This window comes from Pseudomonas alliivorans (assembly GCF_017826695.1).
In the GTDB taxonomy this organism is placed as follows: Bacteria; Pseudomonadota; Gammaproteobacteria; order Pseudomonadales; family Pseudomonadaceae; genus Aquipseudomonas; species Aquipseudomonas alliivorans.
The window spans coordinates 147568-163655 of the sequence record NZ_JAFFZW010000008.1 but is presented as its reverse complement, the minus strand read 5'-3'; the positions used below and the strand labels follow the sequence as shown (position 1 = coordinate 163655).

The window sequence follows — 16088 nt, the reverse complement described above, 5'->3', positions numbered from 1 at the left end:
TTTGGTCAGGTTTTCAGGTTGCAAAACATCTCTTTTTTTTCTATAGGTCACAGCCTTGCAGCTCTGGCCTTTGTCGTTTGTGGGCCGTAAAAAGCGTCAGAGAAGAGCGCCGCCCGGTGCCGAGTCTCTGAGTCAGCTGACCTTGTACTGCTTAACTTTGCTCGTTGTGAATGGGAGCCGTATGTCGATACCACGCATGAAATCTTATCTATCCCTCATTGCCGCCGTGCTGATGCTCGGACAGGTCGCTGCCGTACAGGCCGAGAATCTGCCGGACTTCACCGGGCTGGTGGAGCAGGCATCGCCGGCGGTGGTGAATATCAGTACCCGGCAGAAGCTGCCTGACCGGGCCATTGCCAATCAGCAGGTGCCGGACCTTGAGGGCCTGCCGCCGATGCTGCGTGAGTTTCTCGAGCGCAGCATGCCGCCGGGAACGCGTCCGCCGGGCAAAGGTGATCGTCAGCGCGAGGCCCAGTCCCTGGGTTCGGGCTTCATCATTTCGTCTGACGGCTATGTGCTGACCAATAACCATGTGATTGATGGTGCGGACGAAATTCTCGTGCGTCTCTCCGACCGCAGCGAACTGAAGGCCAAACTGGTCGGCACCGATCCGCGTACTGACGTGGCTGTTCTGAAAATCGAAGGCAAGGATCTGCCAACCGCCAAGCTGGGTAACTCCAACAAGCTGAAGGTCGGTGAGTGGGTACTGGCGATCGGCTCGCCGTTCGGCTTCGACCATTCGGTGACCAAAGGTATCGTGAGCGCCAAGGGGCGCAGCCTGCCGAATGACACTTACGTGCCGTTCATTCAGACCGACGTGGCGATCAATCCCGGAAACTCTGGTGGTCCGTTGTTCAACATGGCCGGTGAAGTTGTGGGCATCAACTCGCAGATTTTCACCCGCTCGGGTGGCTTCATGGGCCTGTCGTTCGCGATTCCCATCGACGTCGCCATGGATGTCGCCAATCAGCTCAAGGCCAGCGGCAAGGTCAGTCGCGGCTGGCTGGGCGTAGTGATTCAGGAAGTGAACAAGGACCTGGCCGAATCCTTTGGTCTGGACAAGCCTGCCGGTGCGCTGGTTGCGCAGGTGCTTGAAGACGGTCCGGCTGCCAAGGGTGGTCTGCAGGTGGGTGACGTGATTCTGAGCGCCAACGGTCAGCCCATCATCATGTCCGCCGACCTGCCTCACCTGATCGGCAACCTCAAGGACGGCAGCAAGGCCGAACTTGAAGTGATTCGCGACGGCAAGCGTCAGAACGTCACGGTCACCGTCGGCGCACTGCCGGATGAAGGTCAGGAAATGGGCGGCGTACCGGGTGCCGGTGCCGAGCGCAGCAGCAACCGTCTGGGTGTCTCGGTGATCGAACTGACCGCCGAGCAGAAGAAAACCCTGGACCTGAAAGGTGGCGTGGCGATCAAGGAAGTCACCGGTGGTCCGGCTTCGCTGATCGGTCTGCAGGCCGGCGATGTGATCACTCACCTGAACAATCAGGCGATCACGTCGGCCAAGCAGTTCACCGATGTGGCGAAAAGCCTGCCCAAGGATCGTTCCGTGTCCATGCGCGTCCTGCGTCAGGGCCGTGCGACGTTCATTACGTTCAAGCTGGCTGAATAACAGCCAGGTCTGATGGGGAAGGGCGGCCACGGTCGCCCTTTTTCATGCCTGTGATTCACCCTGAAGCTGATCGGTCTACCTGCAAGCGTGACGCCTCGGGCATCCTTCAGGTACAATTCCCGGCTATTTTTCGGCGGGCAATCTGCCTGCAACCTTTTTGAGTGTTGATCCGTGAGTGATTTGAGTCATATCCGCAATTTCTCCATCATCGCCCACATTGACCATGGCAAGTCGACGCTGGCCGACCGCTTCATTCAAATGTGCGGCGGCCTGTCCGAGCGCGAAATGGAAGCGCAGGTGCTTGACTCCATGGATCTTGAGCGCGAGCGCGGGATCACCATCAAGGCCCACAGCGTAACCCTGTACTACAAGGCCAAAGACGGTATTACCTACCAGCTCAACTTCATCGACACCCCGGGCCACGTGGACTTCACCTATGAGGTCAGCCGCTCGCTGGCGGCCTGTGAAGGCGCGTTGCTGGTCGTCGATGCGGGTCAGGGTGTGGAGGCACAGTCGGTTGCCAACTGCTACACCGCTATCGAGCAGGGCCTTGAGGTCATGCCGGTACTGAACAAGATGGACTTGCCGCAGGCCGATCCGGATCGCGTCAAGGAAGAGATCGAGAAGATCATCGGCATCGATGCCACCGACGCTGTCGCCTGCAGTGCCAAGAGCGGCATGGGTGTCGACGAGGTGCTCGAGCGTCTGGTCACGACCATTCCGGCACCGACCGGCAATATCGAAGACCCGCTGCAAGCGCTGATCATCGACTCCTGGTTCGACAACTACCTGGGCGTTGTGTCTCTGGTGCGTGTGCGCCACGGCCGTGTGAAGAAAGGCGACAAGATTCTCGTCAAATCCACCGGCAAGATGCACCTGGTCGACAGCGTCGGCGTTTTCAATCCCAAGCACACTGCAACGGTCGATCTGAAAGCCGGCGAAGTGGGCTTCATCATCGCCGGCATCAAAGACATTCATGGTGCGCCGGTCGGCGATACCCTGACGTTGAGCACTACGCCCGATGTAGACGTATTGCCGGGCTTCAAACGCATTCAGCCGCAGGTATATGCCGGTCTGTTCCCGGTCAGCTCCGATGATTTCGAAGACTTCCGCGAAGCGTTGCAGAAACTGACGCTCAACGACTCTTCGCTGCAATATCTGCCGGAAAGCTCCGACGCGCTGGGCTTCGGCTTCCGCTGCGGCTTCCTGGGCATGCTCCACATGGAGATCATCCAGGAGCGCCTGGAACGCGAATACAACCTGGACCTGATCACCACGGCGCCAACCGTGATCTTCGAGCTGCTGCTGAAGACCGGTGAAACGATTTACGTCGACAACCCGTCCAAACTGCCTGACCTGTCAGCCATCGAAGACATGCGCGAACCTATCGTTCGGGCAAATATTCTTGTGCCTCAGGAGCACCTGGGCAACGTCATCACGCTGTGTATCGAAAAACGTGGCGTGCAGCACGACATGCTGTTCCTCGGAACGCAGGTTCAAGTCAGCTACGATCTGCCGATGAACGAGGTGGTCCTGGACTTCTTCGATCGTCTGAAGTCTGTCAGCCGTGGTTATGCTTCGCTGGATTATCATTTCGACCGTTATCAGTCGGCCAATCTGGTCAAGCTCGATGTACTGATCAACAGCGAGAAGGTCGACGCTCTGGCGCTGATCGTGCACCGTGACAATGCGCACTACAAAGGGCGCGCGTTGACCGAGAAAATGAAAGAACTGATCCCGCGGCAGATGTTCGACGTGGCAATTCAGGCCGCCATTGGCGGTCAGATCGTGGCCCGGACAACCGTCAAGGCACTCAGAAAGAACGTACTGGCCAAGTGTTATGGCGGCGACGTGAGCCGTAAACGCAAATTGCTCGAGAAGCAGAAGGCCGGTAAGAAACGCATGAAGCAGGTCGGCAACGTGGAGATTCCACAGGAAGCTTTCCTTGCAGTGCTCAGGTTGGAATAGTCAGGTCCTATGTCACTAAATTTCCCGCTGTTGTTGGTCATCGCTGTCTTCGTCTGTGGCGTGCTTGCACTGATTGACCTGGTTTTCCTGGCGCCTCGTCGCCGGGCGGCCATCGCCAACTACCAGGGCAGCGTCGCAGAGCCTGACATTGCTGTCGTGGAGCGACTGGACAAGGAACCCCTGCTGGTTGAATACGGCAAATCGTTCTTTCCGGTATTGTTCATCGTTCTGGTGCTGCGCTCGTTTCTGGTCGAACCCTTCCAGATCCCTTCGGGTTCCATGAAGCCGACACTGGACGTGGGTGATTTCATTCTGGTCAACAAGTTCTCCTACGGCATTCGTTTGCCTGTACTGGACCAGAAGGTGATTCAGATCGGCGATCCGCAGCGCGGCGACGTCATGGTGTTTCGTTACCCGAGCGACCCGAGTGTCAATTACATCAAGCGTGTGATCGGCTTGCCCGGCGACCGGATTCGTTACACCAGTGACAAGCGCCTGTTCGTGAACGGCGAACTGGTCGCCAAGAAGTTGATCGGCACCGAGCCCGGTACACTGGGCAGCGCCGAACTGTATGAAGAGCAACTGGGCACTGTCGAGCACCAGATCCGCCAGGAAATGAGCCGCTACCGTGCGCCACCTGACACCGAGTGGACTGTGCCTGCCGCGCATTACTTCATGATGGGCGACAACCGCGACAACTCCAACGACAGCCGTTACTGGGATGACCCCAACATTCCCAAGGATGAGCTGGGTATGGTTCCGGACAAGAACATCGTCGGCAAGGCGTTCGCTGTCTGGATGAGCTGGCCGGAGCCGAAGCTGAGCCACTTCCCCAATTTTTCACGGGTAGGTCTGATCAAATAATCCATACGGCGCTGCCTGATCAGCGCCGTATGTCATTTGGGAACGTTCTGGCCTGCCGCTGGCAGAGCACCCAGGAGGGTCAACAGTGAACATGACGTTCCCTGCTTCTCAAAAAGGTTTGTCTTGGGTTGGATGGCTGCTGACGCTGGGGCTGGTCGCATTTGCGGTGAGCACGGCGCTGAAGATCGTTCCCCATTACCTCGACTACATGGCGATGACGAAAATCATCAAAGCGGTCGAAACCAACAAGGGCCTGGATATCACCACGGTCAACGAATTTTACAGTTATGTCGAAAAGAGCATGCAGCTCAACAGCATCCGGGATATAGATTTGAACAAGGCTTTAAAAGTAACGGTGGAGAACAATGCGTTCAACGCCCATTTGAACTATGAACAGCGCGAGCCATTGATCCAGAACATCGACGTGGTCATCAGGTTCGACAAGCAACTGAGCGTGGGCAGACCGTGAGCGTATCCTTGAGCCGCCTTGAGCGTCAGCTCGGCTACACCTTCAAGGATCAGGAACTGATGGTCCTTGCCCTGACTCATCGCAGTTTTGCCGGTCGCAACAACGAGCGCCTGGAATTCCTCGGTGATGCCATTCTCAACTTCGTGGCTGGTGAGGCGCTGTTCGAGCGCTTCCCTCAGGCCCGTGAAGGCCAGCTGTCGCGCCTGCGTGCGCGGTTGGTGAAAGGCGAGACGCTGGCATTGCTGGCGCGGGGTTTTGATCTGGGCGAGTACCTGCGGCTGGGTTCCGGCGAGTTGAAGAGTGGCGGATTTCGCCGTGAATCGATCCTGGCCGATGCCCTTGAGGCGTTGATCGGTGCGATCTACCTCGACGCAGGAATGGAAGCTGCGCGCGAGCGCGTGCTGGCGTGGTTGACGACCGAGTTCGACAGCCTGACGCTGGTAGACACCAACAAGGACCCGAAAACCCGTCTGCAGGAGTTTCTGCAGTCACGGGCCTGTGATCTGCCGCGTTACGAAGTGGTGGACATCCAGGGTGAGCCGCATTGCCGGACGTTTTTCGTCGAATGTGAAATCACCTTATTGAATGAAAAGAGTCGAGGTCAGGGTGTCAGCCGCCGGATTGCCGAACAGGTAGCCGCGGCCGCAGCACTTATTGCCCTGGGCGTGGAGAACGGTCATGACTGATACAACTGCAACACGCTGTGGCTACGTTGCCATCGTCGGCCGCCCTAACGTAGGCAAGTCCACGCTGCTCAATCACATCCTCGGTCAGAAGCTGGCGATCACCTCACGCAAGCCGCAGACCACCCGTCACAACATGCTGGGCATCAAGACAGAGGGCGCCGTGCAGGCGATCTACGTCGATACGCCGGGCATGCACAAGAACGGCGAGAAGGCACTGAACCGTTACATGAACAAGACTGCATCGGCCGCGTTGAAAGACGTCGATGTGGTGATTTTCGTTGTGGACCGCACGCGCTGGACCGACGAAGACCAGATGGTACTGGAACGTGTTCAATACGTTCAGGGACCGGTCATTCTGGCGATCAACAAGACTGACCGCATTGAAGACAAGAGCGATCTGATGCCGCATCTGGAGTGGCTGCAAGGCCAACTGCCGAATGCGTCCATCGTGCCGATCTCTGCCCAGCACGGTCATAACCTCGAAGCGCTGGAAAGTCTGATCGCCTCCCACCTGCCGGAAAACGATCACTTCTTCCCGGAAGACCAGATCACCGACCGCAGCAGTCGTTTCCTGGCCGCGGAACTGGTTCGCGAAAAGATCATGCGCCAGCTGGGTGCCGAGCTTCCGTACCAGATCACCGTTGAAATCGAAGAGTTCAAGCAGCAGGGTCGCACCCTGCACATCCATGCGCTGATCCTGGTCGAACGCGACGGCCAGAAAAAGATCATCATTGGCGACAAGGGCGAGCGTATCAAGCGCATCGGCAGCGATGCTCGTCGCGACATGGAGCTGCTGTTCGACTCCAAGGTGATGCTCAATCTCTGGGTCAAGGTCAAGGGTGGCTGGTCCGATGACGAGCGCGCCCTGCGCTCGCTGGGCTACGGCGACCTCTAGGTTGTCTTTTCACCCGGCCACCGGCCGGGTGAACATTTTCCTTTTCGAGCCCGCCCTATGAGCACGCCAACCGGCCAACCTGCCTTTGTGCTGCACAGCCGTGCGTACCGTGAAAACAGCGCGTTGGTCGATTTCCTCACGCCTCAGGGCCGCTTGCGTGCCGTATTGCGCAGCGCCAAGGGCAAGGCTGGCTCGCTGGCACGCCCCTTCGTGCCTCTTGAAGTCGAGTTTCGCGGTCGCGGCGAACTGAAGAATGTCGGGCGCATGGAAAGCGCGGGTGTCGCGACCTGGATGACAGGCGAGGCGCTGTTCAGTGGCATGTACCTCAATGAGTTGCTGATTCGCCTGCTGCCGGCCGAAGACCCGCATCCCGCCGTATTCGAACACTACGCCGCCACGCTGGTCGCCCTTGCAGAGGGACGTGCGCTCGAACCCCTGCTGCGCTCATTCGAATGGCGTCTGCTGGATGACCTGGGCTACGGCTTTGCGCTGGATACCGACATCAACGGTGAGCCTCTGGCCGCAGATGGCATGTACCGCCTGCAGGTCGACGCCGGGCTGGAGCGGGTCTGGCTGTTGCAGCCCGGTCTGTTTCAGGGCGTCGAGCTGCTGGCCATGGCCGAAGCCGACTGGAGCGCGCCAGGTGCATTGTCTGCCGCCAAGCGCCTGATGCGTCAGGCACTGGCCGTGCATCTGGGCGGTCGTCCATTAGTCAGTCGTGAACTGTTTCGCAAGCCGTAAACAGGCTTTATGCTCTGCGGCCTGCTTCGATCAACCTTCAGGAGACCTCCCGTGACTCAAAGCACCCGCATCCTTCTTGGCGTGAACATCGATCACGTGGCGACTTTGCGCCAGGCACGCGGCACGCGTTACCCGGATCCGGTCAAGGCCGCGCTGGACGCGGAAGAGGCGGGTGCCGATGGCATCACGGTTCATCTGCGCGAAGACCGTCGCCACATTCAGGAGCGCGATGTGCTGCTGCTCAAGGATGTGCTGCAGACCCGTATGAACTTCGAAATGGGCGTTACCGAAGAGATGCTCGCGTTTGCCGAGCGGATTCGTCCGGCGCATGTGTGTCTGGTGCCGGAAACGCGTCAGGAGTTGACCACTGAAGGTGGTCTGGACGTGGCGGGTCAGGAAGCCCGGATCAAGGCAGCGGTCGAGCGTCTGTCGAAGATCGGCTGCGAAGTGTCGCTGTTCATTGATGCCGATGAGCGCCAGATTGCCGCTTCAGCGCGTGTCGGTGCGCCTGCCATCGAGTTGCACACTGGCCGCTACGCCGACGCTCAAACCCCGACCGAAGTGACTGAAGAGCTGCAGCGGGTTGCCGATGGCGTGACCTTTGGTCTGGCTCAGGGGCTGATTGTCAACGCCGGTCACGGTCTGCACTACCACAACGTCGAAGCGATTGCCGCGATCAAGGGCATCAACGAACTGAACATCGGGCATGCACTGGTAGCGCACGCGCTGTTTGTAGGCTTCAAGGCAGCGGTGGCCGAGATGAAGGCGCTGATCGTCGCGGCAGCACGCTAAGGTCCTTGTTACGGATGTTTGATCCGGCGCTGAACGCCTAAGGCTTGCGCCCCACGATCACTGCCCGCATCGGCGCGGGCAGGCCTTCGACGGTTCTGGTTGGATCGCTCGGGTCGAGGAAGTCGCCCAGCGACTGAAAACGCATCCACTCAGTGCTGCGTTGTTCGTCGACCGTTGTATGGCTGACGTCCACACAGCGCACATCGGTAAAGCCGGCACGGCGCATCCACCGTTCCAGCGCAGGCACGGACGGCAGGAACCAGACGTTGCGCATCTGCGCGTAGCGATCCTCGGGTACCAATACCTGATGCACATCCCCCAGTATCACCAGCGTCTCCATGACCAGTTCACCACCTTTCACCAGGCAGTCTTTCAACGCCAGCAAGTGATCAATGGGCGATTTACGGTGATACAGCACGCCCATGGAAAACACTGTGTCGAACCCTTCCAGATTGGCAGGCAGGTCCTCCAGAGCGAAGGGCAGGTGCCAGGCAGGCAGGTCGGGCAGGTAGCGTTGCATGGCCTGGAACTGACAGAAAAACAGCCAGTTCGGATCGACGCCAATCACACAGTCAGCCCCGGCACCGAGCATGCGCCACTGGTAATAACCGTTGCCGCAGCCCACATCCAGCACGCGCTTGCCTTTCAGATCCAGGTGCGGCGATACGCGCGACCACTTCCAGTCGGAGCGCCATTCGGTATCGATGTGTACGCCAAACACGTTGAACGGTCCTTTGCGCCACGGCGAAAGTCCCATCAAGGCCTTGCGCAGCACGGTGCGGGTTTCGCCATCGCACTCGGTTTCCAGCGTGAAGCTGTCGGCCAATTCCACACGGCTTGGTGTCAGCGCAGGCAGCGCGTCCAGGGCACTCTGCCAGCGCTGCAAGTCGCCGTGCCCTTTGGTCATCTTGGTGTCGAGCTGGTCCTGCAGGCCGTTGGACCATTCTGCCAGCGGAGTACGTGCCAGACGGCGGACAAGTGGAGCGAGATCAATCATGGCAGGGCAATCAACGAGGCAAAGTTAAGGCATTGGAACCAGGGCACCACCTTGGAAAAACCGGCGGCGAGCAGACGTTGGCGATGTTCTTCGAGGCTGTCGGGTTTCATGACGTTCTCGATCGCGCTGCGCTTCTGGGCAATCTCCAGATCGCTGTAGCCGTTGGCGCGCTTGAAGGCAATGTGCAGATCGGTCAGCAGTGCGTGTTCCTGCTCGTCATCGAAGCGCAGTTTTTCCGAGAGGATCAACGCGCCGCCCGGCACCAGTGCCTGGCGGATACGACCCAGCAGCTCCAGACGCTGCTCGGGCGCAATGAACTGCAGGGTGAAGTTCAGAGCAACCACCGAGGCCGGTTCGAATGTCAGGCCCAGTATGTCGCCCTCAATGACCTCAACCGGCAACAGCTCCTGAAACATCGAGTTCTGGGCGTTCAGGTATTCGCGGCAGCGTTCGACCATGGCGGCCGAGTTGTCGATGGCGATGACCCTGCACCCGTCGATGCGCACGTGGCGGCGCAGTGCCTGAGTGACGGCACCCAGCGAACTGCCCAGGTCGTAGAGAACGGTGTCGGGTTGCGCGAACTGCGCCGCAAGCACACCGAGGTTCTCGACAATGGTCGGGTAACCGGGCACCGAGCGCTTGATCATGTCCGGGAACACCCGCACCACGTCTTCATTGAAGGCGAAGTCAGGCACCTGAGCCAGAGGCTGGGCGAATAGGCGGTCGGGTTCTTTGCTCACGGCGATTCCGGCGAAGGCTTTGAAAGGCGGGCATTCTAGCCAAGTTGTCGCCGGGATGCATGGTCTGGCGCAGCTTCCCGGATGAGTCCCCGCGCGGAGTGTCGAAAACGCCTCAGTTCACCTTGATCGAGCAGTCGAAGGTTTGCTCCGGCGCGACTTCCGGTGCCCAGGGTTGGCGGTAGACCATCAGCAGATGTCCGCTGCCAGCCTGCGTGGCTTTGAAGCGCCAGACAGATTCGCCGCCGCTGCCGATCATTTCCTTGCTGCCGCCATTGGCATACACCTCAGGCCCCAGGCTTCGCAGGATGTCCTGTGCCGGGTTCTGGGTCAGCCAGCGAAAGCCGGTGGTCGGATTGCTGGGCAGCGTCAGAATCAGCGTCTGTCCGGCTTCCAGGCTCAATGGACAGTCACTCTGGCTATCGATGGAAACGATGTTTTTCGGGGTTTGTGCGCAGGCGCTCAACAGGGCGAGGCTCAAGGGCGCAGCGAGACGGGCAAGGGTCATGGCAAGGTCCGATTTTGCAAGACGATGCTGGAGAATAACCGATCAGGGTTTGGGAGGGGAGCCAGAGGTGTCGATGCGCTCAGGAGTCGTGCGCGCTGTCATACACACGTCTGCCTCGACACTGCTCGTGCCCATCGCTCCGCGTCCGCTTGAAAGCGTGACGCGGAGCGATATGGCTGCAGGCCTCAGAACAACACTTTCGCCACATCTGCAAAGCGTTTGGCGAAGTGCACGGTCAGGCCTTCCTTCAGGTAGTCAGGCAGTTCCTCGAAGTTGCCACGGTTGGGCTCCGGCAGGATCAGCTCGTTGATCTTCTGACGGCGCGCCGCGATGACCTTCTCGCGCACGCCACCAATCGGCAGCACGTGCCCGGTCAGGGTCAGTTCGCCTGTCATGGCCACGCCTTTTTTCGGCGGCTGGTTGCGGGCCAGGGACAGCAGGGCGCTGGCCATGGTCACACCCGCGCTCGGGCCGTCTTTGGGCGTGGCGCCTTCCGGCACGTGCAAGTGTACGAATGCTTCATCGAAGAACTTCGCGTCGCCGCCAAACTTCGACAGATTGGAGCTGACATAGCTGTAGGCAATTTCCGCCGACTCTTTCATCACGTCACCCAACTGACCGGTCAGCTTGAAGCCGCGGTTCAGCGTGTGGATGCGGGTGGCTTCGATCGGCAGGGTCGCGCCACCCATGCTGGTCCAGGCCAGGCCCGTGATGACGCCAGTGCCTGACAGCACCTGCTCGCTGCGGAACACCGGCATGCCCAGGGATGCCTCCAGATCCTTCGGCCCGATCTTGATGACCGAATCCGGCGTATCCAACAGTTTTACGACCGCCTTGCGCACCAGTTTGCCGAGTTGCTTCTCCAGATGCCGCACACCTGCTTCACGCGCATACCCTTCGATCACGGCGCGCAGAGCGCTGTCGCTGATGGTCAGCTTGTTCTTGGCGACGCCTGCCTTGGCCAACTGCTTGGGCCACAGATGGCGCTTGGCGATGGCCAGCTTTTCTTCGGTGATGTAGCCGGACAGGCGAATCACTTCCATCCGGTCCAGCAACGGGCCGGGGATCGAGTCCAGCGTGTTGGCGGTACAGACGAACAGCACTTTGGACAGGTCCAGGCGCAGGTCCAGGTAATGGTCAAGGAATTCGACGTTCTGTTCCGGGTCCAGGGTTTCCAGCAGGGCAGACGCCGGGTCGCCCTGATAGCTCTGACCCATCTTGTCGATTTCATCGAGCATGATGACCGGGTTCATCACCTCGACATCCTTGAGCGCCTGCACCAGCTTGCCGGGCTGGGCGCCGATGTAGGTGCGACGATGACCCTTGATTTCCGCTTCGTCGCGCATGCCACCGACGCTCAGGCGATAGAACGGTCGCCCCAGAGATTCGGCAATCGAGCGTCCGACGCTGGTCTTGCCCACGCCGGGCGGACCGACCAGCAGCACGATCGAACCGCTGATTTCGCCTTTATATGCACCGACGGCGAGGAATTCGAGAATCCGCGCCTTGATGTCATCCAGCCCGGCGTGATGCTGATCAAGCACCTTGCGTGCGTGCTTGAGGTCCAGCTTGTCCGCACCATACACGCCCCACGGCAGGGAGCTGGCCCAGTCCAGGTAGTTGCGGGTCACGGCGTATTCCGGCGAGCCGGTTTCCAGCACCTTGAGCTTGCCGATTTCCTCGTCGATTTTCTTGCGCGCCTGTGGCGTCAGGGTCTTGCCTTCCAGACGCTGCTCGAACTGTTCGATATCAGCGCTGCGGTCGTCCTTGCTCAGGCCCAGTTCCTGCTGGATGACCTTGAGCTGTTCCTTGAGAAAGAACTGGCGCTGGTGTTCGCCGATCTTGCGATTGACCTCGGCAGAGATCTCTTTCTGCAACCGCGCAACTTCAACTTCCTTGCGCAGCATCGGCAGGACTTTTTCCATGCGCTTGAGCATGGGCACACAATCGAGCACCTGCTGCAGTTCCACGCCTGTTGCCGACGTCAGCGCCGCAGCAAAGTCCGTAAGCGGGGAAGGGTCGTTCGGACTGAAGCGGTTCAGATAGTTTTTCAGCTCTTCGCTGTACAGCGGGTTGAGCGGCAGCAGTTCCTTGATCGCATTGATCAGGGCCATGCCGTAGGCCTTGACCTCATCGGTCGGCTCGTTCGGCTGCTGCGGGTACTCGACTTCCACCAGATACGGCGGGCGATGGTGCTTGAGCCAGGTGCGGATACGCACGCGGCTCAGGCCCTGCGCCACGAACTGCAATCGTCCGTTTTCACGGCTGGCGTGGTGAACCTTTACCAAAGTGCCATACTCTGGCAGCGCACGGGTATCGAAGTGGCGCGGATCCTCTTGCGGCGTGTCCATGAAAAACAGCGCAAGGGAATGATGTTCGGACTTGCTGACCAGCTCCAGTGTCTCGGCCCAGGGCTCTTCGTTGACGATAACCGGCAGGACCTGGGCCGGGAAGAACGGGCGGTTATGGATCGGGATGATGTAGACCTTGTCCGGCAGATTCTGGCCGGGCAGGGCAAGCGAGGTGCTGTCGGAGCTCAGCGACACGTCGTGCTCGGCTGAATCATTCGGCAAATCTGGCGAGTCTGTCTGCTGGTCGCTCATGGGGCACCTGAGAAGTTGAACATGGCTCTTAGATGGGGCGGGTGTCCTCAGGTTTCAATGGCTTCGGTCGATAGTCTGAACAGTGGCGATAAAACCTGTGGTTTCGAGCATCGCCGGGATCTTTCAGTTGTCGCCAGGGCTGGCTTATTTTTTGCGGCGCTGCCGTTGTGGGTTGACTCGGTTATGACCAACTTATTTATTTCTGCATTGCTGGCTGGCCTGTGGATGATGTCTGCTGTCAGTGCCTCGGCCGCGACTTTCACGGCGCAACTGGTCGACAAGCAGGGCAAGCCGCTGTCCGATGCCGTGGTGACGCTCAAAGGCCCGCCGGATGCCACGCCTGCAGCGCTCAAGGCGTCCATGGACCAGCGCGACCAGGAATTTGCGCCTCACGTTCTGGCCGTTCACACCAGCACGCAGGTGAAATTTCCCAACAGCGACAACATCCGGCATCAGGTGTACTCCTTCTCTCCGGCCAAGCGCTTCGAGCTGCGTCTTTATGAAGGCACACCGTCGGAGCCACTGCTGTTCGACAAGCCGGGAGTCGTGGTGCTCGGCTGTAATATTCACGACTGGATGGTCGGCTACATCTACGTCACGGATGAGCCCTGGTTCGGGGTGACCGACAGCAATGGCCAGCTCAAACTGGATCAGATGCCTGCCGGACACTACCAGGCAACGCTCTGGCACCCGCAGATCGAAGACATGCAGCCAGTGTCAGGCGGCGAGTTTGACATTCCTGCCGCAGGCCTTACCCAGCGTTTTACCCTGTCAGTCGTACCAGTGGCCGTCGACGACAAGCCGGCCAAACCGGCGACGGGTGGCTTTGGCGATGCGTTCCACAAGGCAGCCCATGAATGAACCTTAAAGTCAGCTTTCAGGCGCGCATCGCCGGGGTCTTGATTGCCCTGTTGCTGATCGTGGTCTTTGCGGTGTACTTCGCGGTCAAGGTGGCGACCGGCGACGCAGTGCGCACTCAGGCTCAGGCTCAACTGGAAGTGGGTAGCCGGGTGTTCGAGCGGCTGATCGATTTGCGCGGCAAACGCCTGCGCGATGCGGTGCAACTGCTGTCTGCCGACTTCGGTTTTCGCGATGCCGTTGCCAGTTCCGACTCTTCGACCATCCGTTCGGTGTTGCTCAACCACGGCAAGCGCATCAACGCGAGCGACATGTTTCTGCTGGGTATGGACGGTGTGGTGATAGCCAGTACCGTGCCCGAGGTGCCCGAGGGCTCCCGATTCGTTTATGACCAGGCGCTGCGTACCGCCAAACGCGCCGGCCAGTCGGTGCTGATCGTGCCCGGAGGTGGTACGCCGCATCTGCTGGTCGAGAGCACAGTGCTGGCCCCCCTGCCAATTGGTCGGGTGGTGATGGGATTTTCCATCGACAGCGACATCGCTGAAGAGCTGCGCTCGCTCAGCGGTCTGGAAGTGTCGTTTCTGACCATTGAGAACGGCAAGGCTGGCAGCCTGATCAGTACTCAGCCCGAAGCCCTGCATGCCGGTCTGATTGACCTGATGCGCAGTTCCTCTGGCGGACAGATGCGCGTCACCGAACAGTCCAACCTGAATTTTCTCAGCCAGACCCTGATGCTTGCCAACACGGGCAATGGCGGCGACGGACAGGTCCTGGCCCTGCTGCAAAGCCCGCTGGACAAAGCCCTGCAGGCCTTCGCGCCGCTGGACGAGAAGATTTTCTGGATTTCCATGGCGGCGCTGCTGGCCTCGCTGATCGGCACTCTGGCACTGGCGCGCAGTGTCTCGCTCCCGGTGCGTGAGCTGGCGATCGCAGCCAAGCGGATCGGTGACGGCGATTACGAGACCCCGGTCAACATGGCCCGCACGGATGAACTCGGCATGCTGGCCGACGCCATCAACACCATGCAGCACGGTATTGCGGTGCGTGAAGGGCAACTGGCGCACAACGCGCTGCACGATAACCTGACCGGCCTGCCCAACCGGGCGCTGGTAATGGAGCGGCTGGGCAGCGCCATCGCTGCCGAGCGTGCAGTGGCGCTCTTGTACCTGAGCATTGAAAACCTCGGCGCGATCAACGAAAGCTCCGGTGCCGAAGGCGTCGAGCAGCTGTTGCTTCAAGTCGGCCAGCGTCTGCAAAGCACACTGCGCGCCGGTGATACCGTTGCCCGACTGTCGGCCAACGAATTCCTGTTGTTGCTCGATCAGACCACCAGCGACGGCGCGGTAGCGACGGGCGATGCTCTGCAACGGCTGCTCAGCGAGCCGCAGCGAATCGACAATCACGACATTGCGCTCGAGTGCTGCATCGGCATCACGGTCTACCCGGAAAACGGCAACTCGGCCCAGGAACTGGTCAATCGCGCGGCCATCGCGCGCAAGGACGCCGCGTTCCTGCCGGGACGGCTGCAAATCTATCAGGACGGTCGCGACCTGGCGCACCAGCGTCAGATCAGCCTGATTCGTGATCTGCGCAAGGCTCCGTACAACGGCGAACTGATGCTGCATTACCAGCCCAAGCTGGATATTCGTCAGGGAACGGTGCGCCAGGCCGAAGCCCTGTTGCGCTGGAGTCATCCGCAATTCGGCAATGTCTCGCCAGCTGAATTCATCGCGCTGGCCGAGCGGACCGGCAGTATCCATCTGCTGACCAACTGGGTCATTGAAGAGGCCATGCGTCAACTGGCCGAGTGGCGCAAGCGGGGCCTGGTGTTGCAGGTGTCAGTGAACATTTCTGCCGATGACCTGTTGGGTGAGGACCTGGCCGGATTTGTTGTCGGTCTGCTCAAACAGTACGGCGTGCCGGCCGAGCAACTGGTGTTCGAAATTACTGAAAGCGCAATCATGAGCCAGCCGGAAAAAGCGCTGGTGGTGCTGCACAAGCTGCGTGACTGTGGCATCAGCCTGTCGATCGACGATTTCGGCACCGGCTATTCGTCGTTGGCGCACCTTAAACGTCTGCCGGTGCAGGAACTGAAAATCGACCAATCGTTCGTGCGCGATCTGGATGAGACCAGTGAAGACGCGGTGATCGTGCGTTCGACCATTGAAATGAGCCACAACCTGGGGCTCAAAGTCGTGGCAGAGGGCGTGGAATATCAACACAGCCTGGACCTGCTCCGTCGCTGGCACTGCGATACCGCGCAGGGTTACCTGATCAGCAGGCCGCTGACCGCCACTGCGTTCGAGACATGGATCGTTAAAACCGACGAATTACCCGGTCTGATGGTGAATTGAG

The 16088-nt window shown here is 59.7% G+C and carries 14 protein-coding genes; 10 read left to right on the top strand and 4 right to left on the bottom strand.

Features of this window, described 5'->3' with window-relative positions; all coding sequences use genetic code 11:
* The first annotated feature begins 232 nt into the window (after positions 1–232).
* The 8 genes from JTJ32_RS20200 to pdxJ all read left to right on the top strand — a co-directional run bounded on the left by JTJ32_RS20200 (position 233) and on the right by pdxJ (position 8030).
* Positions 233–1615, top strand: coding sequence for a DegQ family serine endoprotease (locus JTJ32_RS20200; RefSeq protein ID WP_371321842.1), 1383 nt, complete (start codon positions 233–235; stop codon positions 1613–1615).
* Between the two features lie 171 nt (positions 1616–1786).
* Entirely contained in the window at positions 1787–3583 is a 1797-nt protein-coding gene (lepA, locus tag JTJ32_RS20195) for a translation elongation factor 4 (protein ID WP_099226159.1), read from the top strand.
* Between the two features lie 9 nt (positions 3584–3592).
* A complete protein-coding gene (gene lepB / locus JTJ32_RS20190) occupies positions 3593–4447 on the top strand; it encodes a signal peptidase I (protein WP_099226158.1) in 855 nt (284 codons plus the stop codon).
* Positions 4448–4538: 91 nt separating this feature from the next.
* Positions 4539–4916 (top strand): DUF4845 domain-containing protein, encoded by a 378-nt coding sequence (locus tag JTJ32_RS20185; protein ID WP_184321482.1) that lies wholly within the window; start codon positions 4539–4541, stop codon positions 4914–4916.
* Positions 4913–5602 (top strand): ribonuclease III, encoded by a 690-nt coding sequence (gene rnc / locus JTJ32_RS20180; protein ID WP_099226157.1) that lies wholly within the window; start codon positions 4913–4915, stop codon positions 5600–5602. Before JTJ32_RS20185 ends, rnc begins: the two co-directional genes overlap by 4 nt.
* Positions 5595–6497, top strand: coding sequence for a GTPase Era (gene era / locus JTJ32_RS20175; RefSeq protein ID WP_099226156.1), 903 nt, complete (start codon positions 5595–5597; stop codon positions 6495–6497). The genes rnc and era overlap by 8 nt, the downstream gene beginning before the upstream one ends.
* A gap of 57 nt (positions 6498–6554) precedes the next feature.
* Positions 6555–7238, top strand: a complete 684-nt coding sequence (recO, locus tag JTJ32_RS20170) for a DNA repair protein RecO (protein ID WP_099226155.1) — start codon at positions 6555–6557, stop codon at positions 7236–7238.
* Between the two features lie 51 nt (positions 7239–7289).
* A complete protein-coding gene (gene pdxJ / locus JTJ32_RS20165; RefSeq protein ID WP_210043081.1) occupies positions 7290–8030 on the top strand; it encodes a pyridoxine 5'-phosphate synthase in 741 nt (246 codons plus the stop codon).
* A 37-nt stretch (positions 8031–8067) separates the two neighbouring features.
* On the opposite strand, the gene cmoB is transcribed toward pdxJ, so the two are convergent.
* The 4 genes from cmoB to lon all read right to left on the bottom strand — a co-directional run bounded on the left by cmoB (position 8068) and on the right by lon (position 12875).
* Positions 8068–9027, bottom strand: coding sequence for a tRNA 5-methoxyuridine(34)/uridine 5-oxyacetic acid(34) synthase CmoB (gene cmoB / locus JTJ32_RS20160; protein WP_210043080.1), 960 nt, complete (start codon positions 9025–9027; stop codon positions 8068–8070).
* Entirely contained in the window at positions 9024–9767 is a 744-nt protein-coding gene (cmoA, locus tag JTJ32_RS20155; RefSeq protein ID WP_210043079.1) for a carboxy-S-adenosyl-L-methionine synthase CmoA, read from the bottom strand. Before cmoA ends, cmoB begins: the two co-directional genes overlap by 4 nt.
* 112 nt (positions 9768–9879) lie before the next feature.
* The gene (locus JTJ32_RS20150; protein ID WP_099226151.1) at positions 9880–10272 is read right to left on the bottom strand and encodes a protease inhibitor I42 family protein; all 393 of its coding nucleotides are present in this window, start codon (positions 10270–10272) and stop codon (positions 9880–9882) included.
* A 185-nt stretch (positions 10273–10457) separates the two neighbouring features.
* Positions 10458–12875 carry an endopeptidase La gene (gene lon / locus JTJ32_RS20145; RefSeq protein ID WP_099226150.1) on the bottom strand — a complete coding sequence of 806 codons (2418 nt, stop codon included), beginning with the start codon at positions 12873–12875 and terminating at the stop codon, positions 10458–10460.
* Positions 12876–13058: 183 nt separating this feature from the next.
* Here lon and JTJ32_RS20140 point away from each other — a divergent pair, with 183 nt between their 5' ends.
* On the top strand, positions 13059–13736 hold the full coding sequence (locus tag JTJ32_RS20140) for a methylamine utilization protein (RefSeq protein WP_210043078.1): 678 nt from the start codon (positions 13059–13061) through the stop codon (positions 13734–13736).
* Positions 13733–16087, top strand: a complete 2355-nt coding sequence (locus JTJ32_RS20135) for a bifunctional diguanylate cyclase/phosphodiesterase (RefSeq protein WP_210043077.1) — start codon at positions 13733–13735, stop codon at positions 16085–16087. The genes JTJ32_RS20140 and JTJ32_RS20135 overlap by 4 nt, the downstream gene beginning before the upstream one ends.
* The last annotated feature ends 1 nt before the right edge of the window (position 16088 follow it).

What these genes read in the sequence shown, in the direction of transcription:
- JTJ32_RS20200 (WP_371321842.1), top strand. Translation starts at nt 233, where the DNA reads ATGCTCGGACAGGTCGCTGCCGTACAGGCCGAGAATCTGCCGGACTTC.
- lepB (WP_099226158.1), top strand. Translation starts at nt 3,593, where the DNA reads ATGTCACTAAATTTCCCGCTGTTGTTGGTCATCGCTGTCTTCGTCTGT.
- JTJ32_RS20185 (WP_184321482.1), top strand. Translation starts at nt 4,539, where the DNA reads ATGACGTTCCCTGCTTCTCAAAAAGGTTTGTCTTGGGTTGGATGGCTG.
- era (WP_099226156.1), top strand. Translation starts at nt 5,595, where the DNA reads ATGACTGATACAACTGCAACACGCTGTGGCTACGTTGCCATCGTCGGC.
- recO (WP_099226155.1), top strand. Translation starts at nt 6,555, where the DNA reads ATGAGCACGCCAACCGGCCAACCTGCCTTTGTGCTGCACAGCCGTGCG.
- cmoB (WP_210043080.1), bottom strand. Translation starts at nt 9,027, where the DNA reads ATGATTGATCTCGCTCCACTTGTCCGCCGTCTGGCACGTACTCCGCTG.
- JTJ32_RS20150 (WP_099226151.1), bottom strand. Translation starts at nt 10,272, where the DNA reads ATGACCCTTGCCCGTCTCGCTGCGCCCTTGAGCCTCGCCCTGTTGAGC.
- lon (WP_099226150.1), bottom strand. Translation starts at nt 12,875, where the DNA reads ATGAGCGACCAGCAGACAGACTCGCCAGATTTGCCGAATGATTCAGCC.
- JTJ32_RS20140 (WP_210043078.1), top strand. Translation starts at nt 13,059, where the DNA reads ATGACCAACTTATTTATTTCTGCATTGCTGGCTGGCCTGTGGATGATG.
- JTJ32_RS20135 (WP_210043077.1), top strand. Translation starts at nt 13,733, where the DNA reads ATGAACCTTAAAGTCAGCTTTCAGGCGCGCATCGCCGGGGTCTTGATT.